The 12,212-nt window shown below is 42.3% G+C and carries 28 protein-coding genes; 8 read left to right on the top strand and 20 right to left on the bottom strand.

Annotation, left to right across the window (positions count from 1 at the left end):
• Positions 1-97: 97 nt before the first annotated feature.
• From HZA08_07440 to HZA08_07430, 3 genes are read right to left on the bottom strand one after another with little or no spacing between them, the layout of a single operon-like run.
• Complete coding sequence (locus tag HZA08_07440; GenBank protein MBI5193257.1) at positions 98-1,150, bottom strand: tyrosine-type recombinase/integrase; 1,053 nt, start codon at positions 1,148-1,150, stop codon at positions 98-100.
• Entirely contained in the window at positions 1,122-1,406 is a 285-nt protein-coding gene (locus HZA08_07435) for a helix-turn-helix domain-containing protein (GenBank protein MBI5193256.1), read from the bottom strand. The genes HZA08_07440 and HZA08_07435 overlap by 29 nt, the downstream gene beginning before the upstream one ends.
• 3 nt (positions 1,407-1,409) lie before the next feature.
• Entirely contained in the window at positions 1,410-1,835 is a 426-nt protein-coding gene (locus HZA08_07430) for a RusA family crossover junction endodeoxyribonuclease (GenBank protein ID MBI5193255.1), read from the bottom strand.
• 53 nt (positions 1,836-1,888) lie between these two features.
• Here HZA08_07430 and HZA08_07425 point away from each other — a divergent pair, with 53 nt between their 5' ends.
• Positions 1,889-2,173 (top strand): BrnT family toxin, encoded by a 285-nt coding sequence (locus HZA08_07425; protein MBI5193254.1) that lies wholly within the window; start codon positions 1,889-1,891, stop codon positions 2,171-2,173.
• Entirely contained in the window at positions 2,142-2,444 is a 303-nt protein-coding gene (locus HZA08_07420) for a BrnA antitoxin family protein (GenBank protein ID MBI5193253.1), read from the top strand. Before HZA08_07425 ends, HZA08_07420 begins: the two co-directional genes overlap by 32 nt.
• 62 nt (positions 2,445-2,506) lie before the next feature.
• On the opposite strand, the gene HZA08_07415 is transcribed toward HZA08_07420, so the two are convergent.
• The 13 genes from HZA08_07415 to HZA08_07355 form a co-directional block, all read right to left on the bottom strand.
• Positions 2,507-3,169, bottom strand: coding sequence for a hypothetical protein (locus HZA08_07415; protein ID MBI5193252.1), 663 nt, complete (start codon positions 3,167-3,169; stop codon positions 2,507-2,509).
• A 2-nt stretch (positions 3,170-3,171) separates the two neighbouring features.
• Complete coding sequence (locus HZA08_07410; GenBank protein ID MBI5193251.1) at positions 3,172-3,756, bottom strand: hypothetical protein; 585 nt, start codon at positions 3,754-3,756, stop codon at positions 3,172-3,174.
• A 105-nt stretch (positions 3,757-3,861) separates the two neighbouring features.
• Positions 3,862-4,662 carry a recombinase RecT gene (locus HZA08_07405; GenBank protein MBI5193250.1) on the bottom strand — a complete coding sequence of 267 codons (801 nt, stop codon included), beginning with the start codon at positions 4,660-4,662 and terminating at the stop codon, positions 3,862-3,864.
• On the bottom strand, positions 4,659-4,880 hold the full coding sequence (locus HZA08_07400) for a hypothetical protein (protein ID MBI5193249.1): 222 nt from the start codon (positions 4,878-4,880) through the stop codon (positions 4,659-4,661). Before HZA08_07400 ends, HZA08_07405 begins: the two co-directional genes overlap by 4 nt.
• Positions 4,880-5,389, bottom strand: coding sequence for a hypothetical protein (locus HZA08_07395; GenBank protein ID MBI5193248.1), 510 nt, complete (start codon positions 5,387-5,389; stop codon positions 4,880-4,882). The genes HZA08_07400 and HZA08_07395 overlap by 1 nt, the downstream gene beginning before the upstream one ends.
• Entirely contained in the window at positions 5,389-5,568 is a 180-nt protein-coding gene (locus HZA08_07390) for a hypothetical protein (GenBank protein MBI5193247.1), read from the bottom strand. The genes HZA08_07395 and HZA08_07390 overlap by 1 nt, the downstream gene beginning before the upstream one ends.
• Before the next feature lie 216 nt (positions 5,569-5,784).
• Complete coding sequence (locus tag HZA08_07385; protein MBI5193246.1) at positions 5,785-6,006, bottom strand: hypothetical protein; 222 nt, start codon at positions 6,004-6,006, stop codon at positions 5,785-5,787.
• Entirely contained in the window at positions 6,003-6,176 is a 174-nt protein-coding gene (locus HZA08_07380) for a hypothetical protein (GenBank protein MBI5193245.1), read from the bottom strand. Before HZA08_07380 ends, HZA08_07385 begins: the two co-directional genes overlap by 4 nt.
• A gap of 14 nt (positions 6,177-6,190) precedes the next feature.
• Entirely contained in the window at positions 6,191-6,388 is a 198-nt protein-coding gene (locus tag HZA08_07375; protein ID MBI5193244.1) for a hypothetical protein, read from the bottom strand.
• Complete coding sequence (locus HZA08_07370) at positions 6,385-6,792, bottom strand: hypothetical protein (GenBank protein ID MBI5193243.1); 408 nt, start codon at positions 6,790-6,792, stop codon at positions 6,385-6,387. Before HZA08_07370 ends, HZA08_07375 begins: the two co-directional genes overlap by 4 nt.
• Positions 6,776-6,985: a hypothetical protein gene (locus tag HZA08_07365; GenBank protein ID MBI5193242.1), complete on the bottom strand. Its 210-nt coding sequence runs from the start codon at positions 6,983-6,985 to the stop codon at positions 6,776-6,778. The genes HZA08_07370 and HZA08_07365 overlap by 17 nt, the downstream gene beginning before the upstream one ends.
• Entirely contained in the window at positions 6,982-7,134 is a 153-nt protein-coding gene (locus HZA08_07360) for a hypothetical protein (GenBank protein ID MBI5193241.1), read from the bottom strand. Before HZA08_07360 ends, HZA08_07365 begins: the two co-directional genes overlap by 4 nt.
• Complete coding sequence (locus HZA08_07355) at positions 7,131-7,502, bottom strand: hypothetical protein (GenBank protein ID MBI5193240.1); 372 nt, start codon at positions 7,500-7,502, stop codon at positions 7,131-7,133. The genes HZA08_07360 and HZA08_07355 overlap by 4 nt, the downstream gene beginning before the upstream one ends.
• A gap of 248 nt (positions 7,503-7,750) precedes the next feature.
• On the opposite strand from HZA08_07355, the gene HZA08_07350 reads away from it, so the two are divergent.
• Together HZA08_07350 and HZA08_07345 are read left to right on the top strand one after the other, a co-directional pair.
• A complete protein-coding gene (locus HZA08_07350; GenBank protein MBI5193239.1) occupies positions 7,751-8,029 on the top strand; it encodes a type II toxin-antitoxin system RelE/ParE family toxin in 279 nt (92 codons plus the stop codon).
• 6 nt (positions 8,030-8,035) lie between these two features.
• Positions 8,036-8,335 (top strand): helix-turn-helix domain-containing protein, encoded by a 300-nt coding sequence (locus HZA08_07345; protein ID MBI5193238.1) that lies wholly within the window; start codon positions 8,036-8,038, stop codon positions 8,333-8,335.
• A gap of 37 nt (positions 8,336-8,372) precedes the next feature.
• Here HZA08_07345 and HZA08_07340 read toward each other — a convergent pair whose 3' ends face one another.
• A complete protein-coding gene (locus HZA08_07340) occupies positions 8,373-9,284 on the bottom strand; it encodes a hypothetical protein (GenBank protein ID MBI5193237.1) in 912 nt (303 codons plus the stop codon).
• A gap of 387 nt (positions 9,285-9,671) precedes the next feature.
• Here HZA08_07340 and HZA08_07335 point away from each other — a divergent pair, with 387 nt between their 5' ends.
• Both HZA08_07335 and HZA08_07330 read left to right on the top strand, forming a co-directional pair.
• Positions 9,672-9,995 carry a type II toxin-antitoxin system HicB family antitoxin gene (locus HZA08_07335; GenBank protein ID MBI5193236.1) on the top strand — a complete coding sequence of 108 codons (324 nt, stop codon included), beginning with the start codon at positions 9,672-9,674 and terminating at the stop codon, positions 9,993-9,995.
• On the top strand, positions 9,983-10,216 hold the full coding sequence (locus tag HZA08_07330) for a type II toxin-antitoxin system HicA family toxin (GenBank protein ID MBI5193235.1): 234 nt from the start codon (positions 9,983-9,985) through the stop codon (positions 10,214-10,216). The genes HZA08_07335 and HZA08_07330 overlap by 13 nt, the downstream gene beginning before the upstream one ends.
• Before the next feature lie 173 nt (positions 10,217-10,389).
• On the opposite strand, the gene HZA08_07325 is transcribed toward HZA08_07330, so the two are convergent.
• The 3 genes from HZA08_07325 to HZA08_07315 all read right to left on the bottom strand — a co-directional run bounded on the left by HZA08_07325 (position 10,390) and on the right by HZA08_07315 (position 11,541).
• A complete protein-coding gene (locus HZA08_07325) occupies positions 10,390-10,773 on the bottom strand; it encodes a hypothetical protein (protein ID MBI5193234.1) in 384 nt (127 codons plus the stop codon).
• Positions 10,763-10,981, bottom strand: a complete 219-nt coding sequence (locus HZA08_07320; GenBank protein MBI5193233.1) for a hypothetical protein — start codon at positions 10,979-10,981, stop codon at positions 10,763-10,765. Before HZA08_07320 ends, HZA08_07325 begins: the two co-directional genes overlap by 11 nt.
• 176 nt (positions 10,982-11,157) lie before the next feature.
• Entirely contained in the window at positions 11,158-11,541 is a 384-nt protein-coding gene (locus tag HZA08_07315) for a helix-turn-helix transcriptional regulator (protein ID MBI5193232.1), read from the bottom strand.
• Between the two features lie 96 nt (positions 11,542-11,637).
• Here HZA08_07315 and HZA08_07310 point away from each other — a divergent pair, with 96 nt between their 5' ends.
• Together HZA08_07310 and HZA08_07305 are read left to right on the top strand one after the other, a co-directional pair.
• Positions 11,638-11,850: a hypothetical protein gene (locus HZA08_07310; GenBank protein ID MBI5193231.1), complete on the top strand. Its 213-nt coding sequence runs from the start codon at positions 11,638-11,640 to the stop codon at positions 11,848-11,850.
• A complete protein-coding gene (locus HZA08_07305; GenBank protein ID MBI5193230.1) occupies positions 11,825-12,055 on the top strand; it encodes a hypothetical protein in 231 nt (76 codons plus the stop codon). Before HZA08_07310 ends, HZA08_07305 begins: the two co-directional genes overlap by 26 nt.
• The last annotated feature ends 157 nt before the right edge of the window (positions 12,056-12,212 follow it).

Raw genomic sequence — 12,212 nt, 5'->3', positions numbered from 1 at the left:
GGGATCATAACAGAATCTTACACTATGAACAAACAGCGTAAAATGTTTTGACTATGGGAAGATATTAATAAAATTATTACAATAGGTTAGCGACTACTCAACCATCAAGGATCGTTTTGCCGAGTTCAGGAGGTCTGAACTTAGAGAGGGCATTTTTGAGATATTCTTTCGATAGGTGTGCGTAAATCAGGGTCGTTGAAATCTGCTGATGTCCAAGCAGTTCCTGAACCGTCCGTAGCTCTTCACCTGACATTACAAGGTGACTTGCAAAGGTATGCCGCAGGTCATGGAGGCGTGCCTTCTTAACTCCAGCCTTTTTTATCGCCCTTCTAAATAGTCTCGATATTACATCCTTATCCTTCCACCTGAAAAGATATTCTCTCCTGCCGGAAATATTACGCAGGTCTTCAATCAGCCTTGTAAGTATTTCTGTCAGCGGTATCGCCCGTTCAAGGTGTGTCTTGGTTTTTCTCAGATAGATGAATCCATGTGCAACATCAATATCAGTCCATGACAATCGCAACAGCTCTGAACGTCTGAGGCCGGTGTAGAGGTACAGTTCAACCATGATCCGATATTCCTTGTCTTTAATTGAATTAAGCAGCTTAACTATCTCCTCCTGAGAAAGGAATCTTGGCAGCTTCTTATCAACCCTGAACTGTTTTATGCCTGTATACGGATTCCTGTTTAAATATTCCCACTCAACAGCCTTCTGAAGTCCGGCCTTGAGATGCCTCATATATGTATTGACTGAGACCTTCTTTGCCCCACGTTCTAAAAGCAGGTTATGGAATTTCTCAAGATATTGTCTCGTAATACATTTCAGGTCAATGTCTCCTATATGTTCAAGTAATCGGGTAAACGCAACCCGGTAGACATTGTAAGTTGTTTCTTCCCTATTGGTCTTGATAAAGTTCAATAACTCATCCTTGAATGCCTGTAGTGATATAGTCCTGCCATTCTCAAGAAACAGGAGTTTCCCTTTAAGGTAGTCCCGCTTGAGTTGAGTAAACAGCCGCTTTGCAAGGTCAGCATCCTTTGTCTTTAGTGACCGGCGTTTATCGGTTTCAAATTCAGCGTACCAGTAACCGTTTGGATGTTGCCATAGCCTCATGCTGAGGTTATAACATTCTGAGCTTTGTGGAGTCAACCTTCCTCCTCCTTCCCCTCTTTGCCTTTATCCTTTCAAAGAGTATCCGTTCTGCTGCCCGCTCTGTATTATAATATTCATCTATGCTCTCACGGTCTATTACCCACTTACCGCCTTTGCGTATCCCGTATATGTCACCTTCCCTGATGTGTTTTAAAACAGTGTTTTCACTAAGTCCTGTCATGTATATGCAGGCATGCTCCAGGCTGAGCCATTTTGCTGTATTTATGTCTATACCTTTACCATAATCACACATAAGTTATAACCTTCTCAACTCCACAATCACCCTTGCCTTACCATCAAACCACAGCCTGCTTTTTCCGTAGCCTTGTATAAGGCTGTCATTCTCAATTATCTTTGCCTGCTGCAAGGCATCCTGTATGCTTTTTAGACAGTTGTCAGCATCAATTCTATGCCTTGTTGGTCTGTGCACAGAGAAGGACAGCTCCACAGGGTAATTAATGTAAAACCCTATGGGGCATTGTTTCTTCAGTTCCAATGCCAATGCTTTCAGATTCTCAAGGTATCTCATTGACCGTTTATTCCACAGGCTCCTTTGGGTCATCCGTGTTTTCGGGAGCAACACAAAGTTTTCAATTGTCGCCTTAAACAGTACCAACTGTGCGTCAATGCCGTCATCCTTCTTTGTGGTTGTTACTTTTTTAATTGAAGCCTGTAGATTCATTATTCCTCCTTTATTGGTTGACAATATATAATTATTGTGACTACAATAATCCTGTGATATACGAATGGGATGAAGGCAAGCGGCAACGGACTATCAGTGACAGAGGTATAGATTTTGCTGACGCTGATAGATTTGAGTGGGATACCGCTAACATTCTTACAGATGACAGAGGCGATTACAAAGAACAGAGATTTGTTGCAACCGGTATTCTGGACGGTCGCCTGTATGTAATAGCATTCACCATGCGAGGCGAGACGGTTAGAATAATCAGCCTGAGAAAGGCAAACAAAAGAGAGGTTAGAGATTATGAAGAAAACACTAAAGAAACCACTGATTGATGAAGATGGAGAGGTTAGAGAACTTAATGCTGGGGACTTTAAACACATGAGACCGGCACGTGAGGTACTGCATGAGATTATGCCGAAGGAAGTCGCCAATGAGATGCTGAAACCACAGCGAGGAAGACCGCTTAAACCCGTGTTAAAGAAGCATATCAATATCCGTGTAGATGCCGATATCTTGTCTGCATTTAAATCCACAGGCAGGGGCTGGCAGTCCCGCATGAATGAAGCCTTGCGGGACTGGATTAAGTGGCGGAAGTCTGCATGATGGCGCACCGGCTCTTTTATTTCTTTGTCTCTAATCTTCATCCTTCCTCCTATTCCTCCCCTTTACCTCCCTGCTGCAATATTTGTCTCTGGATAAACCTCTATCCCTGGAATCTTGGCAGCATCTCCTAGTGCTCGTACTAAGGCCCCTATGGCCTGTTCATAGGGGATCATGTATTCACGCGGTATCTTGTTTGCATCAACAATTCTGAATTTCCAGATAACCCTTGTTGAAATACCTGCTACCTTTGGTGTTGCCTTCGGCAGGATTACAGGCGGAGGTTCAATCGGTAAATTTAATATTGCCTCTGCCTCCTCATTGTTTCCGGCAGCTTCATGGAAGACGGCCTCTGCAAGCCTTGCCTCTTCTTCCCTCTTTCTTGCCTCCTCCCGTAGCCTTGCCTCCTCTTCACGCCTCTTCCTTTCCTGCTCATCCTGATATCCCATCATCTTCTTTTTTATAATACTCTCTGCCTCTGCCACCGGCTCCAGATGATTTTTCTCAGTGCTTATAAGAGTCCTGTGGAGTTTGAATGCCTGTTCTATCCCCGGCCTGAAGGTCTCCTTAATCTCGCCCGCAATGGCCTTTAATCCTTTCAGGAATTCCCCTGCCTTAATGTATGTAGTGTCATCTGAAATAACCATGCTGTTCGCCACTTCTTTCGCTTGTAGTGCCTGATTATCTACCTTGCTTGTCTCCGGCAATAATGCTAATGCTGCTTCCATAATTACTTACCTCCATTCTTATATTTCCATTGATAAAGTGTTAGTGCGGCCAGAAATACCCCTTCGTCATTAATATCTTTAAACTCATGCAGCTTACTGCTCCCATTAGGGCGTAATTGCAGAACATATCTTTTTAATGCTTGGAATCCATTGACCCGCAGTAAAATCTTATATGCTGCAAGTTGTAAGGCGTGATAGGGATACACACCGCCTGATTTAATATCTATTATCACAGGTAAACTATTCATGTACCCGGGCAGGTCCGGAGTCCCTGCGAATAGTTTTAATGCGTCGTATCTTGGTTTTTCCACCAGCGACATCTCTGGAGAAAAACCGGATTTGTGCATGAACTCCTTAAACCCTTCCAGATAACCGGCAAGTTGTGGGTCTAAGCTCTCCTCGTCTAAATCATTTTGCAGCCAGTATAGGCAGGCTGTATGCACAGCCGTGCCCCTGTTTGCATGTTCCTCCTGAAACCAGTCAGTGTTTATGAGACCGGCATCCGTCAGTATTCCTGTAACACCCGGAAGTTTCCGGTTATCCATCCAGTATGTATGTGTTTCAGAATCAAACCTGAAATTATTCAAAAGGATTATCCTCCGCCGTATCCGCAGGAGGGATATTCTTTTTCAGCCATTCCTTCATCCTGCCATATGCCGCCTGCGCCCACTTCTCACTCTTCATCAGATGATCTATGTCCTTAGCGTATACAGACTCCTTTTTCCATCCTTTTCCTTATCAAATGCAGAATGTATTTTAAGTATTTCTGCCTCTGACTCTGATGTGATGTGCTGAATCTCCGCCATGAGATGGCGGAGATTTCCTTTAAGGTCAGTGTCAGCAGTGGCAGGGTTGCGGCTACCGTTGCCCTCTGATTTACGTTGTGGCAGTGTGATAGAGAGTTTGGGTTCAGCGTCTGCTTGCTGCATTTCCTCTGGGGTGTATAAGCATTGAAGTTTTTTTGGCCATGCCAAACGTCTGGCAAGTGCTTCCGCACATTTCGCCATCATGTGATAGGGCATTTTTCGCCACATGAAACCTAACGTTTCCCCTGGATAAAACTCTTTCCAACGTGCAGTTCCGGTAAACCCTACCTTCTCCCCATTAATGAATTTATAGACTGTAACCTTTGCCCATTCAGGGAATCCCCCTATTTCTGTACCATATATAGCCTCGTCAATCCCTCCATAATCTCCTGAATTTTCAGACTCCATACGCAGGTAATCAATACTTGTTTGGAATGTTATCTTATCCTTCTCGCCATCCTTGCCCTTCCTTTTCACAAAGTAGATAAGCCGATCCAAGGGATGAACACCACGCCTTTTACATTCATAAATAAATAATTGCAACTCATCATCCGTTGCGTTAGGAGCAAGGATATTCTTGATGAGCTGTATCTGTTCAGATGTTATATCAACCACCTGCGTATTCCTAACTAAAGTTGTTACTTCTCCTGTTGCCTGATTTACTATCTCAAGTGCCTGTTCCATCATGTTCTCCTTTCTTCCTCTCTGCTAAGTTCATCCTTCCAGTCATTCCTTTCTTCCTCTCTGCTAAGTTCATCCTTCCAGTCATTCATCTGGCAGACTATTTCTTTTTTTCTGTCTTCATCACATTCGCATAGATGTGTATTATTATTGCAATACACCACATCGTGGAACAAGTTACAGAATTGATCACCATTGTAAACTTCATAAAAAGAACAATTCATTATGTTCCCCCCTTCTTCAAATGTCCCCTTATCCAGTACATGACCATGTTTGCGGGCGTCCTCATCTCCTCTGTGGCAATCTCCTTCAGCGTGTCATACCATCCGTCATATTCACGGAAATCAAGCAGGAGGATATGGCCGTTTTCTTTAGGTAGTGTGGGCGCCGGTCGCACTGTTACTGGTACTGTTACTGGTACTGGCTGCTTCACTGTCCCCCATTCTTTCGGCAGTTCTATGTTCTGTTTTGCTGCATGCTCTGCCTTCCACCTCTTGTCATAACATTTTCCACATTCCTGCAACGCCTTGTGAAACCTCTTCTCTTCCGTTGACCCGCATGTTTTGCACTTTAAAACTTCTTTATCTGTATCCACTATTATCTCCCCTCCCTGACATTCTTGGCACTTTCTGTAAGTTATCTCGACATCACCTTGCATAGCCTTTTTCTTCCTTGCGTCACATACAGATTGAGGTATATATGCATCGTAAGGTTTACATTCTGTGTATGGCATTACATAACCTCCCTTCTCTCAATTTCCTCAAGCATGGTATCTGCAAAATATTCTCTTCTCCATCTCTCGTAATCCTCTTCTCGTTCCCTGTCTGCCCGATCTGCTGCCATAATCAATGATGCACAGCCGAAACAGAGAAAGGCGGTTACAAAACCGAGGCAATAAAACAATAAATTCATCCAGTGCATGTTCTCTCCTTTGCTGATTTTCCTATATTCTTTTTATGGCAGGGAGCGCAAAAGCTGATTATGTTTGTGTGTTTTTCCCCGCACCCGCTACACAATTTGGCTGAGTGCGATAATCTTCCATACTCACGTTTCCCGCAGCACCAGCACTTATAAAAACTGACCCCGTCTTCTTTCGTGCCTGCATTGGAGACTGGCATTTAGGGCAGTTCATAGCCCCTCCAGTCTTTTCATAATCACTTCCAGGCTGTTACGAATATCAGCAAACACCGCTGCCTTATCTGGCTCCAAGTCCTTTTGCATAGGCATGATGATAACTTCTGCATCCTGTAGGTCAACCATCTCGTGCAGATACTCTTTTGCAGAGTCAATCATTATTGAGACCCCGCCGGTTTTGAGCGGCTGAAATTTAACGAGCTTGCCTTTTATCATTTCTTTGCAACCTCCTTGCAGTGTCTAATCACTACAATCTTATCCGGATCTGTCTTCTCCCTAATATCTTCCTGTGCATGTCTCCATGTATAGCCAAGAGCCAGGGCAAACATAAACACAAGGAAATAAGCGGCCATCTTCTCCCACACATCGTCTTTATTGCTCTTCATTTCTCCCTCCTCCATCAACCCCATTCTAAGTCTTTACTTGCCTGTACACGCTCTGCATCTGTTATTTTGTCTCTTTTTTCTCTCATAACCTTCTGGTAATAATCTCCACATTCACCCTGAAAGAATGCGTCCTTAATAGGGGCAAACCGCCATTTCTCAAGCAATTGTTTATAGGACGCTGCATCAATCCACGCCTTCTGTTCCGGTGTCATCTCAATCCCTCCTCTATGATTACCTTTATTCTGCTTCCTTTTGGCAGGATGTGCGTCACATCAGGGAACAGGCCTCGTGAAACCTTCCCCTCGCTTACTGTGGCCAGTCTGAGCCTGCCTGCCTCAATCCAGAGGTCTTCATGTACTATGACTTCATGATGGCGGCTGTAGTAGTTCGACAGCACAAGCAGTAGACATCTCTCCTCATGGTATGGTTTGACAAGACGGCATACCGGACAGACGCCTTCATGGTTCTGTTTGAGGCTTCCAAATGTATGGAAGCACTCTTCACAATAGGCATCCTTGTCATTGACGTTTTCGTTAGTCAATGTCACAAGGGATATCTTCTGGCAACAGTCACAAACAGGCAAAGCAACAATATTCGATTTATTTTCGATTTTCATCACCTCCTTTCTTATATTCCTTTTTCAGATTGAGATAGTCCCGTCTTTTTCCCACGTTGATTATGGTGCCCCACGGCTGTTGGAAATCTCTGGGATAAACCGGTTTATGAAGAAATTTGTATGTTCTTTCTTCTTTCAACGACATATCACCATAAGCCTGCCTCCTCAGCCTTTTAGCAATTGCCCCTCTCACGCTATGCCCCTTTCCTTTATTAACCATGCCCATGCCCATGCCCATGCCACTGCCCATGACCATGACCTTGACCATGACCATGACCCTGCCCTTGACCTTGACCATGCCCCTGCCCTTGCCCTTGACCCTGACCTCAGAGATATTTTCATTGTGGTTCCTTCGGGAGTGGATGTTCCCACGGGAAAGCGTCTGTCACGCTGTCCATGTTTATATACGCTGTACCTACTGGCTCAACCTCATCCAAAGTTCCTTTCTTAATTGCATCCGAGAATCTTCCTGAATCTGCAACCCAAGAAGCATCCTTAAGCTCTATAAAGTTTCCCTCTTGTCTTACCACCTCTCCTACAAGGTGATAAGTCACCGTTCTAAAAAAATATGCCTTCCCTATCTCAAACATTGCTTCACCTCCCTTTCCTTTACCGGCAGAGCTTGAAGTCCCTGCCGGTGTCCTCAATACAAACTTTGGCCGCTTTCTCAGGATAGCCAAGCCTGCCCGCCTAAGTGCGGGAAACTGCATCCCTCTGTTTTAAGTCCCTGCCCACAATGCCTCACAAGCATAATCATTTTGATGAGGGAGAAGTTCCCTCCCTCTCCTTTTTTTCTTCCTCCTCTACCATTCACCGCCTCCTCTCCCCGACTTTGCGGGTCTGTGTTAAACATTAGATTATGCAATACACGAAGAAATATAAACAAGTGTTTAAGGTTTGTCAAGAACTTTTTTTGGGGTTGACATTGGTGATAATATATTTTATCATTTTATTAATCATGGATAGATTATATAAGCTGCCTTTTAAAAAGTTTGTTAAGAAGCAAACAAGAGGTTTTCAATTACTTATTGAAGATGAGATAGAGCAGATTGCTGATGATCCGGTTATAGGTGAAGCGAAAAGCGGTGACCTGTCGGGCTTCAGGGTGCACAAGTTTAAATCTAACAGCCAGGAATATTTGATAGCTTACAGGATAGAGGAGAATGATATAGTATTTTATCTGATAGGAACACATGAGAATTTTTATAGAGACCTAAAACAATATAGAAAGGGGTAAAATAACATGATAAATGCAGAGAAGGTTTACAGAGATATTATTAATATGCCAATAGGGGAAAGGGAACGACTTTTTTCTATTATTGCACGTTATGGGTTTGAGAAAGAATATTATACCCATGAAGAGGTGTTTGGTGATATAAATAGCTCCCCTTTCACTATTAAGGAAGCTGCTGAATACCTTGGAATTGCGGAAATTACTATCAGGAGATGGGTAAAGAATGGTGTTCTTAAACATAAACGGATTGGAAAGAATATAGTGTTTGAGCCTTATGATTTAAAAACCTTTAAGACACAGAGAAATTAAGAGGGGAGGGTTGGGATGAAAGTTAGGACTATTCACATCACTTATCCTCCTGCTGAGGGCTAAACATCTGTAATTGACGCGGTGAGGGGATTATCTCTATTACCCTTAACACTTTATATTCCGTCTTAAGTCCCTTTTCAGTCTGCCAGCTTTTTGTATAGAGGCTGACCTTTAATATATCCCCTTTTGCAAAAAGGATTTCACGTCTATTAAGTTTATTAAGGAATTCCACATCTTCAATATCAGCGTTAAATATCATGTTACCATTTGTAAACGTCCATTTGTATTTTTCTTCAAAGGATAGCCTGACAATTTCCAATAAAGCAGCCTGTTCGTTGTCAACCGTAACTCCTTCAGTAAATTCAGGCTGAGAGAAGGAAGGTATATCTCCCTTACCAATAGATTCAATAATCTCATTCCCCTGACGCACTTCAAACCGGTCAATTCCATCTTGGATAAGTGGTTTAATTATACCCTCCAATGCTTCCCTTACCTTAATATTTTCAGATAATTTCAAGATGTTTGGGGAAACATCAATGTGATCACCTTCTATCTCGATACGATAATCTCCGTTCTCTTGGTTGGCTATCCCTATTACCTTACGATTCTTGAGCCATTTAAGAAATGTAATCAATGAAACATATCCGCCGCCGGCAAAACCCAATAACTCGGTTAATGTCTTAACAGCAATTATGTCATCACCAAGCAAGAGCGACTTAGCATGGTGTATAATAGATTGCATAATTTCCAGAGAGATTTCAAAAGAACCTCTCTGGAATCCTGATCTAACCTTCACGGATAGGTGAGCCTTATCACCATTTAAAACACGGTTAGTCTCTTGGCAAAGGTCCCCAATGGCTATAAAGGCAGGGGCCAGGTCCCGCACATCCATCAAACCGGATTGGAGTGATTCTCCATCATAAGCTACATAAATTTGTGTTGTACCCATTGGCATAACATTACCAGTTTATAAAAGTTAATGTCAACACTCCTCAAATATCAGCTTGACCACGTTCTCGATTGCCCACTCATACCGGCAGAGGAAAGAATGTTATGTTATGGCACCATACATGCATCTACAAAACCCTTCCCTTTCGCCAAGTAAAGTGCGTGTACCTTTAAGACGCAGAGAAATTAAAGCGATGATGGTTGACTAACCCTCCCCCATACCCCACTAATTGCATATCTGCACTGGCATATCCTGTATTTAGTGGCTTGATTCTGATGCAGAGATTGACGATAATGAAAGCATCTATCCCGTGAGACAAACCCTTACAATTATATGGATGGTATAGATTTTGCTTAATTTAGTAAACTTAAACAGAAGGGATATTTAATGCAAGTTGTTTTTAATATACAATTGCCTGCACAGGTTAAGAAAGAAGGAAAGTGGTACATATCATCATGCACTATTCTGGATGTATATTCACAGGGCGAAACAAAAGTAAAGGCATTAGATAATCTTATTGAGGCTACCAGGCTTTTTTTAGTTTCTTGTTTTGAACGTGGGACACTGGGGGAAGTTTTACAGGATTGCGGTTTTAAACCTCTCTCCACAAAGGGACCTATAAAAGAAAAACCATTCCCAAAGAAATATGAAAGCATTCATGTGCCCCTTCCTTTTAATCTACGAGGTAGCCAAAGTCATTGCCACGTTTAACACCTATTCACTGGAAAGTCCTGAAATGTATATTTGAGCAGGCAGGATTTGTTTATAGCAGGACAGAAGGGGATCATATTGCACTTGAAAAAGTAGGTGTGAAACGTCCTGTAATCATCCCAAAGTATGATGAAGTTGGCCTTGATATAATTAAATCCAATATGCGGACAGCAAACATGAACAGAGAGAAATATTTTAAGCTATTAGCAAAATGTAAATAAGTCCTTTATCCTTGTTCTTGATTGAATCAGCCGAGTTGGGCAGCTTCATTATCTATTTGATTAATACCCGGGAAGTTAGCTTTGATAGAAGGCTTTAGATTCTTCCATCCTTTCTGAATGAGTGGTACAGATATAATGAAAATTAATAAAATACATACAGAAATACATGAACCCTACTTCTTCGTCCTGCCAATGAGGAATACTGCGGCAAGTCCAGTAAGGCCGGCAGTAGCAATCGTTGCCCCAGCCCATGGCTGACCATTCATTGCAACATATGAACCAGCGACTATTGCAAGGATACCAATCCCTGCCGCAAAAATCTGGCCGAGAAGGTTTTGTATGAAAATAAATATATTGACACGATTGCTTTGAGATCTGCGGTATTGTGCCTCATCCTCTGTTTGCTTAAGTACCCAATCAACAGCATCAGGCCTGAAATTGTGCAAACGTTCAAGATGGGCAACCGGAATGATGGGGCTATCTGTTTCATGTTGCTCAAGGGTAAGTTCATCACCATCTTTGTGACGCACTTTTGCGGCAGTGGATTTATTTGCCATATCGTGAGATAGTAGTGAGAAGGTCACGGGCGACTCGCCCTGAATCTTTCTTTAGTGACAGATTATCTTTACTGATATCCCTTCTTGATGGACGAACATATTCCCTATTTGGACAGATAACCATCACCTGACCTGCACCATCCAAAACATGTTTGATGGCATGTAAAATAACCACCTTTAAAGCACTTCTCCCTTTTGATGTTTCCATAGTGCTATTATCGTCAAATATCCTCACTAAATCAACTGCTAAATATAGGATACACTGAGTTGTTTATACCAGTAATAGATGTCACTTCCCTCACCCCCCCCCTATCACCCTCACCAGTCAGAATCTATTACATAGATATTCTCATAGACACGCACTATCCATGTCCGCTTAGCTTATTATGGCTTTCTTTCTCCTTTTTTCTTCCCTATTTCCGCTGCAAGTAGTTTAACAGCAGCAAGAAAAGATTCACCCTCTGTATCCTTCAGCCTCCTTAAATCCTTCAATACAAACTCAAGCTCTTCAGGCTTGGTAATATCATGATCACGAAGCACCTCCAGTAGTCGCTGTTCTGAATCGGTCTTGAGGGATAAGTCTTTTGAAAGTTCAGATATGGGTATTTCAAGAACATCAGCTATTTTCATCAATAACTTGTAGGATGCACGTCTCTTATTGTTTTCTAAATAATTTATATAGACGCTCGAAACTCCGCATTTTTCAGCCAACTCTTCTTGCGTAATTTCCTTATATTCTCTGGCTTTTCTAATTTTTTCACCAAGCATAGTTATTTATAAACTCATGTTTATATATTTTAAATAAACTATTGTAACTAAAATAATGCTTGACAACACAAACAAATGTTTGTATATATGCTTGATATGAAAACTACAATGTTTAAGTCTTTAGTTACCCGTAGCAAACGATACACCACAGACCACAACCTTGCCCTTGAGGTGTCCAAGCTCAGCGGGAAACTCCCGATTGAGCACATAAGCCCTCGTATACGGGAGGGCTACGCAAAGGCATATCCGGAGCTATTGCGGCTGCCGGAGGAGGAACAGGAACATGAACATGATAAAGAGATGGATTAAGAAGTTTATTATCCGCACGGTGGTTGAGGATATACAGGCTAACGGGCCTATCCGGCAAGCGTTGTCGCCGAAGGACTCGTTAGCCTGTACAGAGAAACTCGTAACGGAAATTATTGCAAACAATTTCCAATCTAATGGTCTGTTACGACATGTAATAGGAAGTTCTTTGCCTTCTGAATCGCAAGGGCCTCAACATCAACCATAGGTAATGAAAGATTTTCGTAACCGTTCACAGTTGACAGTTTACAGTTAACAGTTAAGAAAAATATAAAAGTAAGAGGAAATTGTGGGTGCTTCTTTTGAAGATTTAGAAGTATGGAAAAAATAGTATCCCGGATTTCCAGAGATTCTTAAGGGTCTGT

This window comes from Nitrospirota bacterium (assembly GCA_016212215.1).
Classification (GTDB): Bacteria; Nitrospirota; 9FT-COMBO-42-15; order HDB-SIOI813; family HDB-SIOI813; genus JACRGV01.
The sequence above is the reverse complement of the archived record's forward strand: the minus strand, read 5'-3'. Positions and strand labels throughout refer to the sequence as shown.